General features: G+C 60.7%; 18 protein-coding genes. 13 read left to right on the top strand and 5 right to left on the bottom strand.

The features are described 5' to 3' along the window. Window positions 1-12 precede the first annotated feature (12 nt). The 3 genes from V5E97_RS15655 to V5E97_RS15665 all read right to left on the bottom strand — a co-directional run bounded on the left by V5E97_RS15655 (window position 13) and on the right by V5E97_RS15665 (window position 4244). The gene (locus V5E97_RS15655) at window positions 13-1410 is read right to left on the bottom strand and encodes a hypothetical protein (RefSeq protein ID WP_406700239.1); all 1398 of its coding nucleotides are present in this window, start codon (window positions 1408-1410) and stop codon (window positions 13-15) included. After that, window positions 1407-3143 (bottom strand): vWA domain-containing protein, encoded by a 1737-nt coding sequence (locus V5E97_RS15660; protein ID WP_406700240.1) that lies wholly within the window; start codon window positions 3141-3143, stop codon window positions 1407-1409. The genes V5E97_RS15655 and V5E97_RS15660 overlap by 4 nt, the downstream gene beginning before the upstream one ends. Before the next feature lie 99 nt (window positions 3144-3242). After that, window positions 3243-4244, bottom strand: a complete 1002-nt coding sequence (locus tag V5E97_RS15665; RefSeq protein ID WP_406700241.1) for a VWA domain-containing protein — start codon at window positions 4242-4244, stop codon at window positions 3243-3245. A gap of 526 nt (window positions 4245-4770) precedes the next feature. Between V5E97_RS15665 and V5E97_RS15670 the strand changes: the two genes are divergently transcribed. The 4 genes from V5E97_RS15670 (at window position 4771) to V5E97_RS15685 (ending at window position 9316) form a co-directional block, all read left to right on the top strand. Next, entirely contained in the window at window positions 4771-4980 is a 210-nt protein-coding gene (locus tag V5E97_RS15670) for a hypothetical protein (RefSeq protein WP_406700242.1), read from the top strand. A gap of 184 nt (window positions 4981-5164) precedes the next feature. Then, window positions 5165-5536, top strand: a complete 372-nt coding sequence (locus V5E97_RS15675; protein ID WP_406700243.1) for a hypothetical protein — start codon at window positions 5165-5167, stop codon at window positions 5534-5536. Window positions 5537-5862: 326 nt separating this feature from the next. Beyond that, window positions 5863-6396, top strand: coding sequence for an RNA polymerase sigma factor (locus tag V5E97_RS15680; protein ID WP_406700244.1), 534 nt, complete (start codon window positions 5863-5865; stop codon window positions 6394-6396). A 1138-nt stretch (window positions 6397-7534) separates the two neighbouring features. Next, window positions 7535-9316 (top strand): hypothetical protein, encoded by a 1782-nt coding sequence (locus tag V5E97_RS15685; RefSeq protein WP_406700245.1) that lies wholly within the window; start codon window positions 7535-7537, stop codon window positions 9314-9316. A 194-nt stretch (window positions 9317-9510) separates the two neighbouring features. Here V5E97_RS15685 and V5E97_RS15690 read toward each other — a convergent pair whose 3' ends face one another. Both V5E97_RS15690 and V5E97_RS15695 read right to left on the bottom strand, forming a co-directional pair. Continuing rightward, window positions 9511-10026 carry a peptide chain release factor family protein gene (locus tag V5E97_RS15690; protein WP_406700246.1) on the bottom strand — a complete coding sequence of 172 codons (516 nt, stop codon included), beginning with the start codon at window positions 10024-10026 and terminating at the stop codon, window positions 9511-9513. Window positions 10027-10126: 100 nt separating this feature from the next. Next, window positions 10127-10555: a GNAT family N-acetyltransferase gene (locus V5E97_RS15695; protein ID WP_406700247.1), complete on the bottom strand. Its 429-nt coding sequence runs from the start codon at window positions 10553-10555 to the stop codon at window positions 10127-10129. Between the two features lie 824 nt (window positions 10556-11379). Between V5E97_RS15695 and V5E97_RS15700 the strand changes: the two genes are divergently transcribed. The 9 genes from V5E97_RS15700 to V5E97_RS15740 all read left to right on the top strand — a co-directional run bounded on the left by V5E97_RS15700 (window position 11380) and on the right by V5E97_RS15740 (window position 22718). Further along, complete coding sequence (locus V5E97_RS15700; RefSeq protein ID WP_406700248.1) at window positions 11380-11604, top strand: hypothetical protein; 225 nt, start codon at window positions 11380-11382, stop codon at window positions 11602-11604. A gap of 179 nt (window positions 11605-11783) precedes the next feature. Beyond that, complete coding sequence (locus V5E97_RS15705; RefSeq protein ID WP_406700249.1) at window positions 11784-12809, top strand: lysylphosphatidylglycerol synthase domain-containing protein; 1026 nt, start codon at window positions 11784-11786, stop codon at window positions 12807-12809. After that, a complete protein-coding gene (locus tag V5E97_RS15710) occupies window positions 12806-13777 on the top strand; it encodes a glycosyltransferase family 2 protein (protein WP_406700250.1) in 972 nt (323 codons plus the stop codon). The genes V5E97_RS15705 and V5E97_RS15710 overlap by 4 nt, the downstream gene beginning before the upstream one ends. Then, the gene (locus tag V5E97_RS15715; RefSeq protein WP_406700251.1) at window positions 13774-14961 is read left to right on the top strand and encodes a hypothetical protein; all 1188 of its coding nucleotides are present in this window, start codon (window positions 13774-13776) and stop codon (window positions 14959-14961) included. Before V5E97_RS15710 ends, V5E97_RS15715 begins: the two co-directional genes overlap by 4 nt. Window positions 14962-14990: 29 nt before the next feature. Beyond that, the gene (locus V5E97_RS15720) at window positions 14991-15335 is read left to right on the top strand and encodes a hypothetical protein (RefSeq protein WP_406700252.1); all 345 of its coding nucleotides are present in this window, start codon (window positions 14991-14993) and stop codon (window positions 15333-15335) included. 1413 nt (window positions 15336-16748) lie between these two features. Further along, window positions 16749-18491, top strand: coding sequence for a potassium-transporting ATPase subunit KdpA (gene kdpA / locus V5E97_RS15725; RefSeq protein ID WP_406700253.1), 1743 nt, complete (start codon window positions 16749-16751; stop codon window positions 18489-18491). A gap of 90 nt (window positions 18492-18581) precedes the next feature. Next, window positions 18582-20720, top strand: coding sequence for a potassium-transporting ATPase subunit KdpB (kdpB, locus tag V5E97_RS15730; protein WP_406700254.1), 2139 nt, complete (start codon window positions 18582-18584; stop codon window positions 20718-20720). A 79-nt stretch (window positions 20721-20799) separates the two neighbouring features. Then, a complete protein-coding gene (kdpC, locus tag V5E97_RS15735; protein WP_406700255.1) occupies window positions 20800-21402 on the top strand; it encodes a potassium-transporting ATPase subunit KdpC in 603 nt (200 codons plus the stop codon). Between the two features lie 179 nt (window positions 21403-21581). Further along, complete coding sequence (locus V5E97_RS15740) at window positions 21582-22718, top strand: sensor protein KdpD (protein ID WP_406700256.1); 1137 nt, start codon at window positions 21582-21584, stop codon at window positions 22716-22718. The last annotated feature ends 140 nt before the right edge of the window (window positions 22719-22858 follow it).

Consider the following 22858-nt stretch of genomic DNA (forward strand, 5'->3'; position numbering starts at 1 on the left):
GACGGCCGAAACTCAAGGGTTTGCGGTCTCAGCTGCCTCTCTCGGTTTTTCGAACGCTCGCCACTCCTTGCCAGTTCCCCTCGCTTCATGATCCGGAATTCGACCGAGAGCGTCGAACAGGCTTTTCGCCTCGTCAAGTAACTCTTCCGTAGATGGTCCTTCAACCGAGTATTGAGCCTGGTCGCATCGAGCGATCAGTTGTTCTGCTTGTGCGCCGAGTTCGTCGTTGCGCGTTGCCAGGGCGATTCCGTGGCGGGCTTCCTCGGGCGTCAAGACGCCACGCGGTCGCGAACGCGTGAGGAAAAGGTATTCGCCCAGCCCTTCGGTCAGGCGGCGGGCGGTCTCAGACGCCGTGAGTGTCGTACCGAGCTCTTCGAGCAGCCGGGTCAGGCGACGATGCGCGGCGAGCCTCGATCTGCGGAGGCGGTTGAAGCGGCGCAGGCCAAGCGCGGTTCCCAAACCGATGATAAGTAAGAGCACCCCCAACGCAACCGCGCGGAGAAGTTTCGGCCAGCGTGAGACCGGACGTGGGAGCGGCTTGTAGTCCAGGCTCGACGGATCGAAACGGGGGACATCGACGACGCGCACGGCGACACTTGGAGAAACCTTTGTAAAGTACCTCCGGAGCGTCGGTTCGAAGGCTGAGATTGCCACCGGGGGAATGACGAGCTGGCCGGCGCGCGTGGGCCGGAGTCGATAGCGAAAGAGCCGGGACGGAGGTTCGGCCACGAACTCGACAGGTTCGGGCTCGATCCGGAGGCCTGGCGCAAGCTGAGGGAGCCGTCTGATCTCGGGCGGCTGGGCCATGCCCAGCGCAGCGGGCCCGGTCACGCGAATCCGGAAATCCAGGACTTGGCCGATCCGGACGCTCGCGGGACTGACTTCGGACGTGACCTCGAAGGAACCAACGCCCCCGAGAAATGACTCCGGACGACCCACTTGGGGGACATTCTCAATGGGGATGCTGATTGGCTCGCTCATGCCGGACCGATCTCCCAGGCGGGCCGAGATCGCGGGGATCTTGAGCACTCCGGCGCGGCGGGGAACAATCCGGTATCGCGAGATGAACCGATTGGTTTCAAACACGAGACGACCGATCCCGCTGGAGCTCACCTGCTTCAAATCTGTCCCGATCGGGATGACGTCGGCGTCCATGATCCTCGGGGTAACAACCGAGGGGCGCTCTCCCTGGGCGATCACGCTGACCTGAAAAAGAATCGATTGCTTCACGTAATAGGGCGATCGGGAAAGCTCAGCCCGGACGCGGAGCGGCTTTGGCGGCTCTCCCCGAGCCGTTCCGCAAAGCGATGCCGTCAAGACGATAAGCTGAACCACGAGAGGTTTGCGACACGCGAGCGACCAGGGCACCGGGACCAACTCCTTCGCTTGCTTGGCGACGATCACGATCACCAGTCCATTCGTTGATCGTCGGTTGGGGGAAGCGCTTCATCCGGTCTTCGGTCTCGAGCCTCTCGGATGTTCTTCAGAGCGGCGTTAAGGCGTCCTTCGGGTGAGTCGGCACGGGGGGGTGTCGAACCATTCCCGCCGGGGCCTTGCCTCCCCGAGGGACGGCGAGGGCCGGGCTGGCCGCCGTCAGCCGCGTTCGGGTTGTTGGCTTCGGATCGGTCCTGCGATCGGCCCTCTTCTTCCTCAGGATTGGGCGACGGGGATCGATTGGAGGAGTTGGAGGGATCGTCGCCGGAATCGGTCGGACTCGAGGGGGGCTTGGCTTGCTCCTCGGCGTAACGTCGGTTGACCGCGGCATCAAGCCGGACGGCGTCCAGGGCTTTTCCGGGGGCCGTCGACGCGAGGCAATCTTCATAGTGACCGAGCGCGGCAGCCAGATCGCCCGAGACCAATGCCGTGTTGCCCAGGGCATAGTCGATCTTGGTTCTGAGAGCGGAATCAGCGCGCTCGCGTGCCTCACGGTATCGCGCGCTCGCGTCGGCATAACGCTCCAGCCGATATAAGGTCGCCGCGGCATTATACCGGGGCACCGCCCCTCGAGGGTCGAGAACGATCGCACGTTCGAACGAAGTGAGGGCCTCGCCGAAACGCCCCGCGGCATACGCGGAACGCCCGTGCGCGATCCGAGCCGCCGCCGAATCCTGAGCGTCCCCCGCACCCAGGGGAGCGAGTAGGCCCAGAATCATGATCCAACGGCGCGACCTGAGCCATCGCCCCCGGCTCGGCCACGATCCCCAGAGCCCCAGCGCGAGAGCGGTCGCTACGAAGATCGGGTAACGCTCGCTTTTCTCCGAAGGACGAATTGCCTCTCGCTTCTGGCGGGCGACCGGCGCAATTTGTTTTTGATAGAGCCGACCGAGGTCGACCGACGCCAATCCGATCGGGAGGAAAGCCCCCCCGGTCTCGCGTGCGAGCGTCTCAAAGGCACGATCGTCCCGTTTGGAAAGCACGGGCGAACCTTGATACGTCAAGGAGGCCAACCCTTGCCCAGAAGGCACGCTGTGCCCACGTGCTGGGTCGCCGATCGCGATCGAGTGCACAACGATCCCCGCCTGGCGTAAATCGTTGATGGTCGTGGCCCAGGTCCCGGCATGATCCTCGCCGTCGGAAAAGAGGATGATCGTCCTCCCCTCGGCGCGATCCTGCTCTCCGAAGGCGTCGATGGCCACGTCAAGGCCCGCGCCCAGGTCGGTGCCGCCCGGTTGAACATCTCCCGGCCGAAGCTCCTTGAGCGATTCCAGGGCCGCTCCGAGGTTCTCGGTCAGGGGACAGCGGAGCCGTCCACGACCGGCGAAGGCCACCACGGCGGCGCGGTTGCCTGGGTCTTCACCGAGCGCCCGGACCAAGCTTTCGGCCGTTTCGGTCGCCACGCCAATTCGGTTGGGAACGGCATCCTCGGCACCCATGCTCCGGCTCGTGTCCACCAGAAAGACGATGTCGTGTCCCGGCGGGAGCGGTGGAAACGCTCCGCGCCCCCAGCGAGGCTGGGCGATCGCCAGAATGAGACAGGCGATCGCCGCGAGCCAGCCCAGCGAACCGTCGCGCCGGAGCCGGCTGCCTTGACCTAACAAGGCCCAGTCCCGTTTCCGCCGGAGCAATCCCCGCACAACCCAGGCGAGGAGGAGCGGAAGCGCGGCGAGGAGCCAGAGTGATCGAGGGTGGGCGAAGACTTCCATGAATGGGTTGATCGCGTGGAGATATTGTTTCGATTGCGGAAGAGATGAAGCGTGAATAGGCTCAGAAGTTGATGCGATGAGTCGAAACTTAGCCGTCGGTCAAGGGAGTCGCCTCCATCGTCCGGCGGAGAGAAGTCGGTCAATCGCCAGGAGCGCGAGGGCCGCGACGACCCACGGACGATACTCTTCACGATAACGGGTTCGGATCTCACCTTGAACAGGGCTTTTTTCCAGGACGTCGATCGTCCGAAACACGCGGTCGAGCTCGTGAGCGTTGGCCGCCACGAATGCGCGACCTCCGCCGATTTTCGCGAGTCGTTCCAGAAGGATGGTGTCGGGGGCTTCGACCTGAGCAATCAGGTCGAGCTTCGTGATCGGCTCACGCTCGCGGACGATGCCACCTGGCTGACCGATCGCGATCGTATGCAGCGTGATCCCGAGCTCTCTCGACAATTGGGCCGCGGCCTCCGGGCTGATTGGGCGAGGGACGGCTGGGCTGTTCTGGCCGTCGGTCAAGAGGATCAGGACTTTTTTTCGTTGTGGGGCCGCGTGCAGGTCCTCGAGTGCCAGCGCAATCGCATCACCGATATTGGTCCCCTGGTCCCCCGGCCGAGCGGGCCGAAGACTTCGCGCTTTTTCGAGTAGAAAGGCGTGATCCAGGGTTGGCGGCGAGACACGGTCGGGATAGTTCGCGAACACGACGAGACCGATCAGGTCGTCCGGCCGTCCCTCCACAAATCGAGCGAAGGTTTGCTTTGCGGCCTCCAGGCGAGAGATCCGCGTTCCCCCCTCGCTCCCGTCGGTCTCTTCCGTGGTCATGCTCGGACTGTGGTCGAGCACAGCCATGATCGCCACCCCCTGTCCGGCGATTCGAGTGCGCCCACCGACTGTCTGGGGACGGGCCATGGCCACCACCATGCCAACCACGGCGAGCACTCGAAACAGGACAGGGACGCCGTTCATTGCGGCCGTGGCCATTTTGCCGCCTCGAGGGAAGCTCCCCAAGGTTGGCCAGGAGATTCTCGGCCTGGACTTGACCAGCAGCCATGGGAGTGGTGCCAGCACGAGAAGCACCAACCAGCCAGGCTCCGCGAGACGCATCGATGAACGACTCCACTGACTTGATCAGGATCTTCGATCCGGCGTCCCTTCGACCCAGGCTCATTCCTACGATTGTAATACGAATTGCTCGCGTTGCCATGGATCACCAAATTTCGAAGCAGGTCGTGGAGATTTCCAAAGCGGCGGGATACCGGCGTGAATCCGAGCCGCCCGCGCACGGGAAAGTCGGGCTTGGCCGGTGGCCGCTCAAACCGGTGGGATCAACGAAAATGTGATGTCCGGCCTGGCTGGCTCTGAATTTCAAAGGGGATGAGTTGAGCGCGTTGCGGGGGAGAAGGAGGTTATCCTTCCACGATCGTGAATGAGTTGACTCGAGGGCGATTGGTGGAAGTGCGAATTCGCTTGCCGAGTGGAGGTCTTGCGCGCTAGTGTCTACGGAGATGCGACGCGAGGGATTCGGTCTCCAATGAGAATCGGCTCCCGGTCGCACTGAGCGGGACGAGGACCAACCGTGAAGGGCCTCGGTCAAATCGATCCTCGACTTGAAAAGTAGGAGTCACTCTCAGTGGCTGAACAAACGAACGCAGGCGGCGATCTTCAGCAAAAATACCGGCAATTTCTCGACTTGTTACCGTTAACAGTCTCCTTGGCGGGACTGCCGGTGAGCGAGGGACGGCTTTTCAGCGAAGAACAAATCGAAGCACGGGCAATCACGGTTCGGGCGGCCTATCGGGTGGCGCGTACGACCGCCAAGGAATGCCTGAGCGGGTCGTAAGAACGATGCCGGTCGAACGCGAGGAGACCGGAGCGAATCGGGAGCAAGGCGCTGTTCGATTGCGATTGAGAAGCCGATAAGAATCGCGTGGTGAGAGGGGCCGCCGCGGGGGACAGTGACCCCCGGCCGCTCGTCACGCCTCTCAACGGCATTCCACTCGCGAAAGGCCCTCCTCGAGATGACGATGAAGATGCAACCCGACGGTGGCGGACCGCGCAAGCTTCGTGCCGCGATCATTGGCTTCGGGCTCGATTCTCAAGACAACGAGCAGCGACTGAGCACAGGCGAGACCTGTCTGCTGGTCGGTGGTTCGGCCGAGACTCATGCCGAAATGCTCGAGACCATCTTGCGACTTGAATCCGAACTCGATCGCCTCGGTCAGGACCTTGCCGACGTCACACCGAACGAGCTGGCCGACATCGCCTGGAGAATCGACTCCCCGGAACTGCATGACATTGCAGTGAGACTCAAAACGGGTCTCCGAAGCTCGGGGCGGGCGTTCCACGATCATACGGCTGAAGAGTTGACGAACCTCTCCTCGCCGATCGATCTCTAAATTTCTCCAGTCCGATTTCGAAGCTCTTACCGCCGATGGCGGCTGCGACGATTCGTCGCAGCCGCCATCGGCGGTTTCTTTCGTCCTGCTCCTTCCTGCCAGAAGCGATCCTCATCGACATCGTCGATCCCCGTGCGGGATGGAGTTGGAGTTCGCACGATCCCCTCACGATGCCCAAAACAGAATCCTTGAGAAGCAAACCGGTTCGACCACAAAATAAGTGGCTGCTTGTCAACGAATTCTGAAACGGGAGACTCTGTGTTGGGGTATCCCCTGTTGAAGGTGTGGGTGTGATCGCCCGCGAGGCGGGCGAAGGCGTGAGGCTGATGGATGACCGTGCGTTGATTGAGGCGCTCCGCTCTGGCGATCGGCAGGCCCCTCGCCTGCTGATTGAACGGTTCCAGGGGGTGGTTTTTGGCCTCTGCCTTCGCATGATGGGCCATCGGCACGACGCCGAGGACGTCATGCAGGAAACATTCGTCCGGGCACTTCGGGGAATCGCCGGATTCGACGCTGACCGGCCAGTTCGTCCCTGGTTGCTTGGGATCGCGGCGAACCGGTGCCGAACGGCACTAGGCCACCGTGCCCGAAGGCCCGGATTGACCGAGACGGCTGAAGATCGGGTAGACCATCGGCCAGGTGTGGCCGACCCCGATGACCTCGCGGGAGAACTCGAGCGGGCTCTGGGATTGCTCCGACCTGAATATCGGATGGTCTTCGCTCTCTTTCACGAACAGAATCTTGCGTATGAAGAGATCGCCGAGGCGGTCGAGAGGCCGATCGGAACCGTCAAAACGTGGCTCCACCGTGCCCGGGCGGAACTGGCCGAGCATTTGACTCGCCGTGGTGTCCACTGTTGAACCTTATCTGGTGAAGCATCGAGGTGAGTTTTTTGGGGACGATTTTCGGCGGCGCGGTTTGTCTGGCTCCGTCCCTTGACCAAGACGAGCGATTCAGGTCGGTGTGGATGTTTGCGTCGAGGACAGAACCTTATGCAATGTCTTGACTTTGAACGACTGTTGAATGAGCAGTTGGATGCACGTGACTTGGCGTCACCCGAGCTCGATCGCGCGCTTGAGGCGCATGCGGCGGTCTGTCCTACCTGCCGTCTCACGGCTTCGCGTTACCAGATGCTTCGGCAAGTCATCCAGACCGTGGTTCGTCCCACCGCCCCCTCGCTCGACTTCCTACCGCGTTTTCTTGAGTCGCAAGAACTCGATCGCCCGTTGACTTATCGAAGATTTACGATGAGGAAGGTGATGACGCCGCTCGCCATGGCGGCTTCTCTCCTGTTGGTGGCCTTTCTGGGGTGGCGTGCTTTCCCTGATCCGCCGGCGCCACTGGCTCAAACGGACACGCCAAGTCTTCCGATAGACGAACCACCGTTATTGACCGATGCGCTTGCCTCCGCAGGGTCAGCCACTTGGAATTTTGCCCTCGAAACCTCCGAACCGGCCGCTCGAATCGGCCGAGAGTTTCTCGACGCGGCATCGTTTCAAGAGCGGTCCACCGCCACGTTGGCTTTCACGTTGCCGAACTCTGCTCCGTCGGAAGTCTTGGAGTCGGTGGGAGATCGAGTCAACGACCGGGTCCGCCCTTTCTCGGGGGCGGCTCGACACGCCTTCGGTTTCCTCTTGGGACCGCCCGCGGAACCGACGAACCCGGTCACGACTCCCTCGAATTCTGGCTAAAAGCACGAATCGATCCTCTCGAATCATCGACAGTCGATGCCGATACCGAACGAATCGTGTCTTGTGCCGCAACCGCAACCGCGGCCTTTTTCGTGGGCAAATCATCGAGTCACCCTCTCCGCGAGCACGAAACTAGGGGGAGGGGCGAATGCCCGGCTCTGCTCGTGAAGAAGTGATCTCTTTCCGACCTGCGACTCTTTTTCCATTGAGAAAATCGGGGCGGTTGATACCCGGCAATTGCACACTCTCGTCACGCGAGCTTGTCCAGCGAGCGAAGTGGTTCTTGGTGATCGTGGGAGTGGAAACGATGCGAAGTCCTGTGGCCAAGCGATTCTTTGCCTTCTCGCTGGCACTCGCCGCAGCCGTGACCTCCCACGGTGCCGGCCTTGCGGATGCGCTTTTACGGCTCACACCTCCCGATGCGGGGGTCACTCTTGCGATTGAGGATCTTCGTGGGCACACCCAGGACTACCTGGCGTCGCCACTGGCGGGTCGGCTGGCCCGCCTTCCTTTTGTGCGTGCCTGGATGGATTCTCCGCGTGGGGCCTCTTTCCAGGCGGCCAGGCGACAGATCGAAGCCGTCCTCGGCGCAACGCTGGAAAACATTCGTGACGACCTGCTCGGAGATGCGCTCGTTTTAACCTTGCGGGTTCCTCCTCAAGGTCGGCAAGACGAAGCGCGTGGGATGCTCCTGGTTCGCGTTCGCGATCGAAGGCTGCTGGATCGGTTGATCGAAGGAATCAACGACTCTCAGAAGAAAAAAGGAGAGTTGGTCCGCGTCGATGAGCGGACACGAAACGGGATTGCCTACCGGGTCCGTGAATTCAACCCTGGCACGAAGCGCCTCCCCGAGTATTACACCACGCTCACCGACCAGACATTTGCCTGGTCGAATTCCGAAGAGTTGGTGCAGGGGGTGATCGAGCGGAGTCAGGGGATGGGGAAGGGACTTGGCGACGTCCCGAGCTTTCAACACGTTCGCGAACGTCTTCCCGAGCGGTCGTTGGTCAGCCTTTTCGTGAATCCTCGATTCCTCGAAGCGCAGCTCGCCTCCTCGCCGAAATCGTCGAAACCGTCTGAAGAACAACTGGCCTTGATGCTCAGTCACTACCTCAACGCCCTTGAATACGTGGGAGGAGCGATCGAGTGGCGGAAAGCCGCTGCCAATCGAGGTGGTGGCATCATCCTCCACACCGAGGAAGTGATCGATTCCGCCCAACTCCCCTCCTGGATGACACGCTGGGCGAACCGAGCTTCGATCGAGCCTGCTTTCAATCGTGTTCCCACCACGGCGCTCGGAGTGGCTTCGGCCCACGTCGACTTCGAAGCGCTCGAAATGGTGATTCGCTCGGCGACCCCCTCTTCCGGTCAGCGCAAGCTCGACAACGTCCTACTGAGCTTGAGCGGCTTGATGCTAGGGCGTAACTTGAGGACGGAAATTCTTCCCAGGCTCGGGCCGGCCGTCTTGAGTTACGTTGAGACGAACCCCGATTCGGGAGAAGGTCGTGGCCTTTCGTACGTGCTCTCGGTTGACTTGAAAGAGGAACAAGGAAAGAACGGAGTCGCCTCGGCCCTCGAGAATGGGCTGCGGACCTTGTTGGCGATCTACGCCCTTGACTCGAAGCACGGACACGGCCAACTCGAGCTTGAGTCTCGCCAGATTCAAGAGGTCAAGGTGACCAACCTCAGCCCGAATTCGCCGTTCGCGTACGCCTTTGGTCAGGGTCGACTCGTCATCGGAGGGACCGCCGAGGCGGTCGCTCGTGCACTCAGCCCTCAGGTGTCCACCAACCGAAGCTTTTCCCAGCTCAGGGCAGACTACTTTCCTAAGGCCGAGACATTTCTTTGCATCGACCTGGAAAAGGTCAGGACGTTCGCCGAGAATCACCGGTCGACCATTGCCCGTCGCCTCGCATCAAGGAACAAGAAGGCGGTCGAAGATGCGGAGCGCGATCTCGACCTAGCTCTCGCCCTGATGAGCGAGTTCGGAGACCTGTTCGTGACGACCACGATCGCGCCCGACTCCCGCTCTGCGCATCGAATGCTCGGATTAGTGGCCCCTTCCGAGCCTCGCACCACTCGCCCTTAGCCACTCCTCAGTCCCGATCTTTCGAACCACTCCAGAGTCGGTACCCAGTCCCCTCCTTCATCCGTAGGTGGGCGATGACCCTCGCATCGATCTCGCGAATCTTGCTCAGAGCTCAGGTCACGAGTTGCTGGGCGATTCCGGGGCGGGCTGATCCCCGATCCGCTTGCTTCCAACGCGACCTGAGCGGGATTGGGTTATTTAAGCGGGTGTAGCCCCGCTTCGCGGCGGTGGGCGTTGACCATTCCCAGGGCGCGAGGTTCGCTCTTGAGAAACTTCGTGAATTGGGAATGCGTGCATGCGAGTGACTCGGCCGCGGCCTTGACGTCCATCTTTTGAGCTGCGAGCACGTCGAGGCTTTCCGCCAGGATCGATGGAAAATCGTCGTGTTCGACATTCACTGTAATCCTTCCGCCCCGGCAGCGTGATTGCCAGAGGGGGCTCGGGGGCGTGCCAGGGACGAACGGGAGGCGGACTTCGAGGGCAAGGTTGACGCGGAGTCGGAAGTAGGCCACGCGTAAATTTTCGCCCTGGGTCCTGCGCTCACTGGCCTCGGCTCCGATGCCGGTTGGGCGATGGAGGAGAACGACCGTCGTTTCGACTTTATTGCGATTCTGACCGCCCGGTCCCGAACGTTTGGTGCGTTTGGTTTCGCACTGGGAGGCGAGTTGGGCGACGTCTAAAGAGGCCGGGTGCAAGCGGTTCTCGCTCATCCTTCGATCCTGCGGGGTTCGATTCGCTTGCAGTAGACGACCAGGTCGTCGCCGTCTGCGTAGTAGTCAGTCAGGACGCTTGCCTGCATGTAACCATGCTTCAAATAGAATCGCCGCGTTGGTTCGTAGTGCGGAGCGAAGAAGTTTCGATCAGTAAGAGTCGTCCCCTCCGCTGGCGGATTTCCTCCTCGGCCTTGGCCAACAACGCCGAGCCAATGCCCTGGACTTGACGACCTTTCTCAACGGCAATCCAGTAGAGATACCAACCACGATCCGTCATGGAAGCGGGGGCATAGTAGGCGAAACCAAGGGGTTGGTCGTCCTGACTATAAGTAATGCAACGGTGACCATTATCTCGCTCTTTGGCATGATAATCGTTGAGGACCTCGCTCAATGCGATGATCTCATGAGGCTTAAAGACGTTTGTCATTCGCGCGAGGTCGATCAGAGCTGAGGTGTCCTCGGGCTCCGTGTCACGAATCAAGGGAGCAATTTCAGGAGGTATCATTTCAGAATTCACTTTGGTCATGAGGGTTTAAACAACTGACACGGCGAACTGGAATTCGAGGCATACGACCAGAGGTATCTCGCTTCTGCCAAAGGTGACCGGGCTGATGGATCTGTCGATACGCCGATGGTCATCGCTCAGGGGGCGGTGGGAAGGCCGTCGGCCTTTCAAAGCAATGGGCTCAGCTTGACGCAGACAAAGCGTCGACAATCAAGGGAATTTGCGAACGATTCCCCGCGATCGAGCCAAAAACAGAATCGGCACTCGTTGTTGAGATTCAGTTGATATGACGTCTCGTGAGTCCTGGGTTCGCCTCCCCCTGGCAACGGGTAATCACCTGACTGGGGACAGCCTCGGAGGTGTCGTTCTGGTGCGGTAATCCAGGGTTCGATAGTCGCTTGGACCGAGAAGTTTGTCCATGTTTCCGCGAATTAGCTTCGGTCGCACATCGATTATGTCAATCTCTCTTCGCCAAGGGAACCGAGGAAAAACGGACGCATTATCCGGTTTCAACCGAAAGAATCGACGCGCCCTCGCGGTTTGTTGTGGTCACCGGACCTTCGACGGTGTATAAAGAGGGGAGCGCTTCTCGATCTCTCGTCCACAAATTCCCCGATCGTCCGGTGGTTATCGAGAGATTCTCTGATTCTTCGCGAATCGCACACACGGTATATCGAGCAGGTCGAGTAGTTCGACCAGGGCGTGCTGAGCTCAAATCAGGAGGGTGGTCCGGATTCTCCGAAGCCGGGAATTCCGGTCAGGTCGTCGAAGACGGCAAGGATGTCGATGATCGCTTCTGGAGTTCTTGTGCCTATGACCTTATGAAGACTTCTGGAGTGAAGACGATGAAATTCTTCGAGTCTGAGCGGGCCACCTACCACGCCAACTATGAATCACTGCTGGCCCATGAGGGCAAGTTCGTCGCCATCAAAGGGGAGACGATTGCGGGGGTGCGACAGACCTACGATCAGGTTGTCGAACTCGGTTACGAACGGTTCGGGCCTGTTCCGTTTCTGGTGAAACGAATCCGCCCTGAAGATGATGCGACGCCGAACCTGATTCGGCCTTGACGAAACGAGTGAGCGGAGACTTGTAGAGGACGCAATCGCCTCGGATCGGCGACTGCGTAGAGAGACCGGTCCGTCGCGCTCTTGTCAATGTCTCGCCCGGCCGCTACCTTGGGCCTGGCGTTGAGCGTCCATCCTTCGCGACGACTGTTGGCAAGTCTCCTTCCGCCTCTCACTCCACGATGATGAAACCGCGCGGCCGCACTTCGATTCTCGCGACGACGCTCCGTCAGCGATTCGATGCAATCAGCAGGCTGGGAAAGAAGCGATCGACCAAGCTCGCTTTGAAGACCATCCTGGGCATCCTCGTACTCTTGACGGTCGGCCGGCATGTGCGCCTGACCTGGATCCGACTCCACGAGCAGGGTGGAGAACTGCGGGTAGAACCGGCCTGGATTGTCTGTTCCATGGGGTTATACCTGGCGGGCCTGACCCTGTTCGGCGTTTTTTTCGACAGGGTCATGAAGGCGAGTTCCACCCCGGTTCGACTCGGTCCGGCCGTGCGTGCTTATCTCATCAGCCACCTTGGCAAGTATGTGCCGGGCAAGGCGCTGGTGGTGGTCATGCGGGTGGGCCTGACGACACCGTACGGAGCGCGAGCGGCGACGGCCGCGTTCGCCACTCTGTACGAAACCCTGGTCATGATGGCTGGAGGCGCGGTTGTCGCCACCCTTGGCTTTCTCGTCGTGCCGCTCGAATGGTGGCCAATCCTGATCGGGGCCTCGCTTTCAGTCGCGCTTCTGATCGTGGTCGATCCTCTGGTTTTTCCGAGGATCTCCGCGCTGGTGAGTGTCCCTTTCAAGGGGGTGGGTCCCGACGCCCTTCCCCGATTCTCGCGCCGGCTCTTGGCCGAAGGCCTCCTCTGCTCGGTGGGGGGCTGGATCTTGCTGGGCTTCAGTCAGATCGCCGTCGTCTCCGCGGTGTCTCCCGCGGGCGTCCCCGCGATGCGTTGGCCATTGGTCATTGGAAGTGTGGCCCTGGCGACGGTGGCTGGATTTGCCGTGGCGATCTTGCCGGGAGGCCTGGGGGTGAGAGAAGGGATCTTGATGGCGACGCTCCAGCCTGTCCTTGGAGCCGACACCGCGGTTGTCGCCGCGCTTGCCCTGCGGCTGACTTGGTTGATCGGTGAGTTGCTTGTTGCCGCGGTTCTTTCTCTCGTTCGTCCGAGCCTTCCCGCGGTTACCCTGACCGAGGTTCCCGTTTCATGATCAGCTTCGTCGTGCCGGTCCATAACGAAGGGGAGAGCCTGGCGACTCTTCACGAAGAACTGAGCCAGGTCGTGGCGTCCGAGGCGCTCGGCGACGTCGAGTTCCTCTTCATCGACGATGGAAGCGGCGATAACACCTGGGACGTAATCCACAAGCTGGCTGGAGTCGACCCGAGGGTTCACGCGATCCGCTTCAGACGCAACTTCGGCAAGGCCGCCGCACTGACCGCGGGATTTGAGTCTGCACAGGGCGAGATCGTGTTCACGCTCGATGGTGACCTTCAGGACGATCCGGCCGAGATCCCTCGCTTTCTCGATAAGCTGGACGAGGGCCTGGATGTCATCAGCGGTTGGAAGCGGCGACGCTATGACCCGTGGCACAAGGTTGGGCCGAGCCGCATTTTCAACGCGATGGTCAGTTCGCTGACGGGCTGCCGGCTCCACGACCATAACTGCGGCTTCAAAGTCTATCGGCGGCAGGTCCTTGCCGAGGTCGGTATCTACGGCGAGCTGCACCGTTTCGTCCCTGTTCTGGCCCACGCGCGCGGATTTCGCGTGGGGGAGATCGAGGTGCATCACCGGCCGCGTCAGTTCGGCTCATCCAAGTATGGCGTGACGCGGATGCTCAAAGGGTTGCTCGACCTTTTGACCGTGCGGTTCCTCACCCGGTTCAGCCAGCGTCCGCTCCACGTTTTGGGGGGGATGGGGATGGCGCTCCTCATGCTGGGCGGCCTCGGACTAATTTACCTCGCACTCGTCTGGCTCTTTGGAGACGGGCCGATCGGTCATCGACCCCTTCTCTTCTATTCGAGCACGATGGTGAGCGTGGGAGCACAGTTCTTCTGCCTCGGGATCTTGGCCGAACTAGTTACGTCGTACAACATCCGGGCTGAGGATACGTTTAGTATTTCCGAACGAATTGGCCCGCGCAACGGCCACGGTGCCGAGAAATCAGAGGGATCACGATGAGGACGGCTGAGTTCGAGGACGGGATGGAGGCGAACCCGGTGCGCTCCCAGGTCCGTCAGTTCGTGGCTCTGATCGTGATCACGGTGGCAACGGCCCAGGCGCTCGGCCTGGCCCTGAAAAGTCCGACCCAACTCGGGGCCAACGACATCTCGCGCTGGTCGACCGTCTGGAGCCTGCTGGAACGAGGCACGTACGCGATCGATGACTGCCCCTGGCAGGACAAAACCCAGGACAAGGTCCTCAAGGCCGATAAGCTCGCCAAGCCGGGACCGACCAGCTCTTGGCTCAATCGCGTCGAGTATTCCCTCGCTCCCCGTTCGTGGAAAGTGGGCGAGTCGACCGATCACTTTTATTCGAGCAAGCCTCCATTACTGCCCACGATGATGGCCGGTCTGCTCTACCCGGTGCGGCATGCGCTTGGGGTCCCGCTCGACAAGGTTGTGGAACAGAAACGAGAGCCGCGCTGGGTTGAAAAAGAGGTGGAGGGGCCGCCACGCCGGACCGAGCACGTGCTCGAGACCCCAACGGAATCGGTCAAGTGGCCCGTCTATATTTTCTATTTCAAGCCGCTCATCGTGCTCTTCAATGTCGTGCCGCTCTGGATCTTTCTCGTCCTCTACGCCCGGCTGCTCGACCGCTATGCCCCGAACGATTGGGCGTGGTTCTTCTGCCTCTTCGGGGCGGCCTGGGGATCGTTGCTGTTCGCCTTCGACCAAACTCTGAACAACCACACGATTGCCGCCTCAAGCGCTTTTTTCACGATCTACGCGTTGATTCGAATTTGGGAGACGGAGACTGACGCAGTTGAGGAAGAGGCAGAGCAACCTTCCGCCATCTGGTTCGCACTTGCTGGCTTCTTCGGTGCCTTCACCGCCTGTAACGAACTCCCCGCCGCACTCTTCGGGATCGCGCTCTTCTTGATGCTCTTGGTACGTTATCCAAAACGCACACTTTACGTCTTTGTACCGGCGGCCCTGATCCCCTGCATCGCGTTCCTGGCGACGCAGTACATCGCCTTCGGCCAGTTCAAACCGGTCTATGAGGAGTTTGGGACGAAGAGTTACCAGTACGAAGGAAGCTACTGGAACTCGCCGCTCGAGATGGATTGGTTCAATACCCATCCCGAACCCTACTCGGTCTATCTCTTACATATGACGTTTGGGCACCACGGGGTTTCTCGCTGACTCCGCTCTTTCTCTTCTCGGCCCTTGGCGTGGTACGTTCGCTCTGGACTCGCAGCTCGCTTCGCTCCCTTGCCTGGCTGACCCTGGTGCTCTCGATCTCGCTGTTCGCCGTTTATCTCTTCAATCCGAAGGCGAGAAACTATGGGGGGTCGACCCAGGGCCTGCGCTGGCTCTTCTGGCTGATTCCGTTCTGGCTTGTGTTTCTCCCCAAGGGAGTTGAAGGGGGGCAGGAGCGACGCTGGGTCCGGGTGCTCTCCCTGGCGGCGCTGATGGTCTCGGTGTTCTCCGTCGGCTATGCCCTGCGGGCACCGTGGAGCCATCCCTGGATTCTCGATGCGCTCGAGCACATGAATATGTATTCGCTCAAGCGGTAAGCTTCGATCACGCAGGTCGACGGGATGTGCCAGTCATTGGCACATCCCGATCATCAATCCTGCTGGCAGAGGCCAGGGGCATTGGATCCAACGCAAGCGTTGAACACACGTGGAGCCCGGTTGCATCCTTGCGTCGAGTTGTCTATCCTAGACTTTCTGCTCTCTCAGTGTCATTACACTGAGGTGTGGGAAGGGCGAGTGGGAGGGGTCGTGCGAGGCTACCCACTCGCCCCTTGGCGGTTAGTCGCATCAGCACAAGTCTGATGGGGCCGTCGCCAGTAGGGTGGTTCGTTGATGAAATGCCGTACGAACAAAACGTCACGGATTTCGATGGGATACCAAAGTCTTTTGACGACAAGTGGCTCCCAGTCACTGTCGTTTTCTCAGATATTTTGGGTTAGTCGCAAACGCAGTGCCAGAGACCTTGGGTCGACAAAAGTCGAGCTGTTTGTCGCGTTGTAAGTGCTAGTCCTAAAATTGTTTACGGTTGAATCTGAAGATTTTGGCAGCCGAGAATTGAGCACGGCAACAGGGGAGCGACGGTTCCACCAGTTCGCCGATACGACCATTTTCTAGGCACGTCAGGCCTACCCAGCGAGCACGACTGAGTGCCTCGGTTCCGCCCCCGCTCTCTAGCCTCCATGCCGTCAGGTCGACACGCTTCGTTCCTTGCGGCAATCAGCCCGGCACGCACCAGTCTTCGGGAAGCCGGAACGCCTCGAAGCGTGTCCTTTGAATTGCTGCGCTGAGCTCTGGCCACGCGATCTTGACGGCCTGACCGGCCGTTCCCAGGTCCATGGCACCGATCCATCCCCGCGCAATGGACGGTTCCGAACGTCAGGACTTGGTCCGTCCGTGGCGAACCGCTCTACAAAATGCTGACGTCGGCAAACTCTGAATTGCCGTGTGCAGCCGCGCGACCGGGTCCGGGGCGCATCGTGCAGATTACCAGAACCAGTCTTGCAAGTTGCACGATCCCGCCCCGGTCGTTTGCAGATCGATGCAAATCCATTTCTTTGTAAACCATTGTTGTTAAACAGGATAGAACTATTCGGAATGCGGCGGACCGCCATTTGCTTAGTTCTTAAGATGTGACGGTCCTCGGCGGAAGCGTTCCCACGGGAGCGAGAGGGATTGCCGGAGTCCACAGAGTCGCGACGACGAACCCGTGTTATGAGGAAATCCATGGCTTTTGCCACGTTCGCGTTGGGAATGGCGATCTTCACCCTGTTCTTCGGTCTGGTCGCGGCCTGCGACCGGCTTTGACCTCGACGATCTCGGAGATAGATCCGTGCTTTATCTGACCGCATGCCTGACCGTGATGGCTTTGGTGTACCTGGTGTTTGCCATGCTCCGGCCCGAAGCCTTCTGAACACGCATTCCTGATCGGAGATTAGACCCGTGGGATTCTCGATGCCTTGGCTTCACCCGATCTGGGCGCTGCTGTTGCCGATTGCGGCTTCACTTCCGATCGGCTGGTCCATGTTTCGCACGCTCGACGTATCAGGCGACCGAGTCGGTCGCGGTCTCGATGCGTTACCGATGTTTCTCTGTCGACTGATCGGACGACGCGAGCCAGCCCGCATGGACTGGAAGAAATATGCCATCGCTTTACTTCTCTTCAACCTCGCGCTCTTTATCTTGACCTTCGGTTTGCTCTATGCCCAGCCTCGTCTGCCGCTGAACCCTGACGGTAAAGGTTCCCTCGGCGCATTGGGTTATAAGGACAGTGCGGGGATCGACCACCCGGGCGCCGATACCGCTGTTGTTTTCAACACGGTCTGTTCGTTCGTGACCAACACGAACCTGCAGCACTATTCGGGTGAGCAAAACCTGTCTTACTTCAGCCAACTCGCCTGCATCGTCTGGATGATGTTCGTTACCCCGGCAGCCGGTCTTGCCGTCATGTTGGCGACCTTGCGAGGCCTCCGGGGAGACGCGCACCTGGGGGATTTTTATGCCGACCTGATGCGGGGCCTGGTCTATGTCTTCATGCCCTACTGTTTTCTCGTCGCCATCCTCCTGGTCGCCAGTGGCGTGCCGATGACGTTCCAGTCCGCCGCCCAGGCAACCACGCTCGACGGTGTTGCCACCAAGATGGAAACGCAGACGATCGCCCGCGGCCCGGTGGCGGCGCTGGTGGCGATCAAGCAATCCGGGACCAACGGCGGCGGCTTCTTTGGCCCCAACTCGACGCATCCGTTCGAGAACCCAACGCCCTGGAGCAACTTGCTGGGGGTCGTCTCGATCATCGTGCTGCCCATGGCCTCGCTGATCATGGCCGGGCTCATGCTCAAGAATTTGCGGCACGCGGTTGTCATCTTCGGCGTCATGCTCTTGCTGCTCGTCTCCGGGTTGATCGTGGCGGTCTGGGCCGAATCCTATCCGAGTGCCGCCACTCAGGGACTCCCGGTCGTGCGCGGGCCGAACATGGAGGGCAAGGAGGTGAGACTCGGGCCGGTGGCGGCCGCCACCTGGGCCGCCATCACGACCGCGACTTCCAACGGTTCGGTGAACAGCATGCACGACAGCCTGAATCCGATTGCCGGACTGGTCCCGATGGCGTTGATGATGCTCAACGTTGTTTTCAGCGGGATCGGTGCCGGATTCGAGAACATGCTGATGTACGTGATCGTTGCCGTCTTCCTCGCCGGCCTGATGGTGGGGCGGACCCCCGAGTATCTCGGTAAGAAGGTTGAGGCCAAGGAAGTCAAGCTGGCAATGATCGCGATTCTGTTCCATCCGCTCCTGATTTGTGCCGGGGCCGGCCTCTTCGCGGCGACGGATTGGGGGGCCAAGACGGTGGCTAACCCTGGTGCTCACGGATTCAGCGAAATCATCTATGAGTTCACTTCGGCGGCCGCCAACAACGGTTCGGGATTCGAGGGGCTGGCGGACAACAATCCCCCCTGGAACATCGCCACGGGAGTCGTCCTGCTCTTGGGCCGATTTCCCGCCTTGATCTTGCCTCTGGCACTGGCCGGTTCGCTCGCCGTCAAGAAACGCGTGCCCGAGACGATTGGGACCTTGCGGGTCGACAACCTGACGTTCGCCGGCATGCTCCTCGGGACGGTCCTTCTCGTCGGAGCGCTGTCATTCATGCCCGCGGTTGTCCTGGGGCCGGTGGCCGACCATCTGGCCGCGGCTCCCCGATAACCTTCCGGAAGGAAGCGGTAGCCGGTCGAGATCCGCGGTCAATTTGTCCGTGAAAACCCAAGCACACTTGCCCGTTCAGGAATGAATCCGATGAGCACTGAGACCGAGGTTGAATTGCCCCAGAGGGCCACCTCCGACGCCCAAGCCTTCAAGCTTCAGCGCCGCCACGCGCGCCGGCTCCGCCTGTTCGATCCCGCTCTGGTTCGCATGGCGACTCGACAGTCATTTGTCATGCTCGACCCGCGGAATATGATGCGGAACCCGGTCATGTTCCTGGTCGAGATCGGCACCGTCCTGACCGCGATCGCCACCGTGATCTCGATCACGAAGGGGGCCGCAATCGGTCTGATCGTCTATCAGACAGCGCTCACCGTGCTGCTGCTGTTGACGGTGCTCTTCGCCAATTTCGCCGAGGCGTTGGCCGAAGCCCGCGGCAAGGCGCAGGCCGATAGCTTGCGGGCCACCCGTAAGGACACGCCGGCCTATCGGCTCGACGGCCGTGGCTCACACACCGGCCGGATCGTTTCCTCCACGCAGCTTCGGACGGGCGATTACATCGTGGTCGAAGCTGGGCAGGTCATCCCCGCCGACGGCGAGGTCATCGAGGGCGTGGCTTCCGTCGACGAGTCGGCAATTACCGGCGAGAGTGCTCCGGTCATCCGCGAGGCGGGTGGCGACCACTCCGGCGTCACCGGCGGCACCCGCGTCCTGTCCGATCGGATCGTCATCGAGATCACTTCCGACCCCGGCCAGAGTTTCCTCGACCGAATGATTGCCCTCGTCGAGGGGGCGACTCGCCAGAAGTCTCCGAATGAGGTTGCGCTGACGATCGTGCTGGCCGCCTTTTCCCTGATCTTCCTGATCGTGACCGCCACGCTCTATCCGATGGCCCGTTACTTCGACTTGACGCTCGACATTCCAACGCTGATCGCCCTCCTCGTTTGCCTGATTCCGACCACGATCGGCGCCTTGCTGGCGGCGATCGGCATCGCCGGGATGGATCGAGCGCTGGAAGCCAACATCATCGCCAAGAGCGGCAAAGCGGTTGAACTGGCAGGCGACATCGACACACTCCTCCTGGACAAGACTGGGACGATCACCATCGGCAACCGCAAGGCGACCCAGTTCGTTGCTCTGGGTGGTGCCTTGGCTCGTGACGTGGCACGGATCGGCGGCCTGTCCTCAATGGCCGACCAGACCCCGGAAGGAAAAAGCATCCTCGAACTCGCGCGGCAACAGGTCGCCATTGACGGCGAACCGCCGGCCGGGGCCGCGTTCGTCGAGTTCACGGCCCAGACCCGGATGAGTGGCGTCAACCTTGCCAATGGCAGCCGGCTCCGCAAGGGAGCTCCCGACACCGTGGCCAAATATGTCTGCGACCAAGGGGGGGCGGTTCCCGACGGCTATCAGCGAACCGTCGATGCGATCGCTTCCAGCGGCGCGACTCCCTTGGCCGTTGCCGAGGACGACCGGATCGTCGGCGTCATTAAGCTTGAAGATATCCTCAAACCCGGCATTCACGAGCGGTTCGCGCGCCTCCGACAGATGGGGTTACGCGTGGTCATGGTGACCGGCGACAACCCGCTCACCGCGAAGGCGATCGCCGAGGAGGCGGGCGTCGATGACTACATCGCTCAGGCCACTCCCGAGGCCAAGCTCGCTTACATTCGCACGGAACAGCACGGAGGCAAGCTCGTCGCCATGATGGGCGACGGCACCAACGACGCCCCCGCACTGGCCCAGGCGGACATCGGGGTGGCAATGAACTCAGGAACTCAGGCAGCCAAGGAGGCCGGCAACATGGTCGACCTCGATAGCGATCCGACGAAGCTGATTGAGGTCGTCGAGATCGGCAAGCAATTGCTGATGACTCGAGGGGCCTTGACCACATTCTCGATCGCTAACGACCTGGCCAAGTACTTCGCCGTCATTCCCGCCATGTTCATCGTCACGCTTCCTCAGCTCAAAGTTCTCGACGTCATGGGTCTGGCGAGCAGGGGGGGGGCTTATTCGGCGATCCTCTCGGCCGTCATCTTCAATGCGATCATCATCCCACTTCTGATTCCGATCGCCCTCAAGGGGGTGACTTATCGTCCGGTCGGCGCCGCCGCCTTGCTTCGAGGCAATTTGCTTTACTACGGCCTAGGCGGTGTGATCGCACCGTTTATCGGCATCAAGCTGATCGACGTGATGATCGACCCCGTGTTGGCCGTCGTGGGGATTGCCTAAATCGGGACGAACGATGCGACGCGTAATGCTTATCGATGCGATCAATACGAAACATCAAGATCAGTAAGGATGCCTTCTAATGTTCCGCGAGATTCTGAATGCCCTGGCCGCCTGCCTCGTGACTTTCGCACTGTGCTCGGTCGCATACCCGGCGGCCGTCTGGGGCGTTGCGTGGTTAGCTTTTCCCCACCAAGCGGGTGGAAGTCTGATTGAACGCGACGGCAAAGTGGTCGGCTCTGAGCTGATCGGTCAGCCGTTCGTTTCCGACAAGTACATCCACTCCCGCCCCTCGGCGATCGACTACAAGGCCGACGCCGCGGGAGGCTCGAACCTGGGGACGAAGAATCCCGATTTGCGCACGAAGGTCGCCGAGCGCGCCGATGCCCTCAAGGCTACCACGGAAAACCCGGCACCGACGGATCTCGTGACGGCTTCGGGCGGGGGCTTGGACCCGGATATTAGCCTCGAGGCGGCGCAATACCAGGCGGCTCGCGTCGCCAAAGCGCGGGGGCTGACAATCGAGCAAGTCCGGGCTTTGATCGACAGGCAAACCGTACGGTCGGGTGCCATCATCGGTGCGCCTCCGCGCATCAATGTCCTCGAGCTCAATCTTGCCCTGGATGCGGGAGTAACCGCTTCAATCACGAACTCCAGGGCGGACCATGCGGGCCTGGTCCAATAGCTCCAGATCGGTCCGGCCCGCCGATGCGACGAGCTCCTTCTCAGCGGGCCAACCGTCGCTGGTAATTCCGCAACGAAGCGTAGAGGAGCGAGCCGATCCTGTTGATCGGCTCTTGGCATCCCTTCATGGTGTCGCAGGATTTCCACTCACGATTGGCGTCCACCGGGATTTAAAGCTTTATGTCCATGGTCGAACCGGGCCGTCCCAGTCCCGAGCACTTCCTCAACCTGATTCGTCGCCAGGAGCGAGGTCGGCTCAAAGTGTACCTCGGCTCTGCGGCCGGCGTCGGTAAGACATACGCCATGCTCCTCGAGGGGCAGCGTCTCAAGAAACAAGGGGTGGATGTGGCCATCGGGATCGTCGAGACCCACGGCCGCGTCGAGACCGCCGAGCAGATCGGCGGGCTCACGATCATTGCGCCGTTGGTGATTGAATACCGGGGTGTGACCCTGCGCGAGATGGACCTCGACGGCATCCTGGCGCGACGGCCAACCGTCTGTCTCGTCGACGAGCTGGCCCATACGAATGCCCCGGGCAGCCGGCATGGCAAACGCTACCAGGACGTCGAGGAGTTGCTCCGCGCGGGGATCCACGTGATCACCACGGTCAATATTCAGCATTTGGAGAGCCTGTACGACGAGGTGGAGCGAGTCACCGGCGTCAAGGTCAAGGAACGGCTGCCCGACAGCGTGCTCGGCGATGCCGACCAGATCGTCAACGTCGACATCTCGGCCGAGGATCTGCTGGAGCGGCTCAACGCCGGCAAGGTCTATCCACCCGAGCGTGCCGAGCGGGCGCTTGAGAATTTTTTCACGTCGGCCAACCTGACGCGGCTCCGGGAGTTCACGCTGGCGGAAATGGCCCACCTGATCGATCGCCGCAATCGCCGCTCTGAAGCCGATCGCACCCAGATTTCGGCGACTGAGCGGGTGATGGTGGGCATGTCGAGCCGGAGCCCCAATGCACCCGCCCTCATGCGCAAGGCCGCACGGTTGGCCGATCGGCTCAATGCACCTTGGTACGCTGTCTACATTCAGACCCCGGCCGAAGACCTCACCCGGATCGACGCCGCAACCCAGCGCGTCTTGGGCAAGAACCTCGAGCTGGCCCATCAACTCGGTGGCATCCCGATGACGTTCCGTGGCAAGGATGTGGCCAGCACCATCACAGCTTTCGCACGCGAGTACGGCATTAAAGTGATCGTCATGGGTAAAAGCAATCAGCCATGGCACCGTCGTTTCATGCATGGATCCATTTTTGAGCAAATTTTGAATCAGTCCGAAGGCGTGGATGTGATGGTCGTGGATGTCAAGTGATCTGATGGGTCGCCACAGACGGCGCCGGGAAGCATAGAATAGTGAATTAGGCGGTGGAGCTTACGTGCTTCCGCTGACTTGCCTCTGGATCGCATGGGGTCCCACGATCAGGTTTGCTCACCGGAGAGCGCGGTCGATTT

Origin of the sequence: Singulisphaera photorubra (genome assembly GCF_045290345.1) — a bacterium.
GTDB lineage: Bacteria > Planctomycetota > Planctomycetia > Isosphaerales > Isosphaeraceae > Singulisphaera.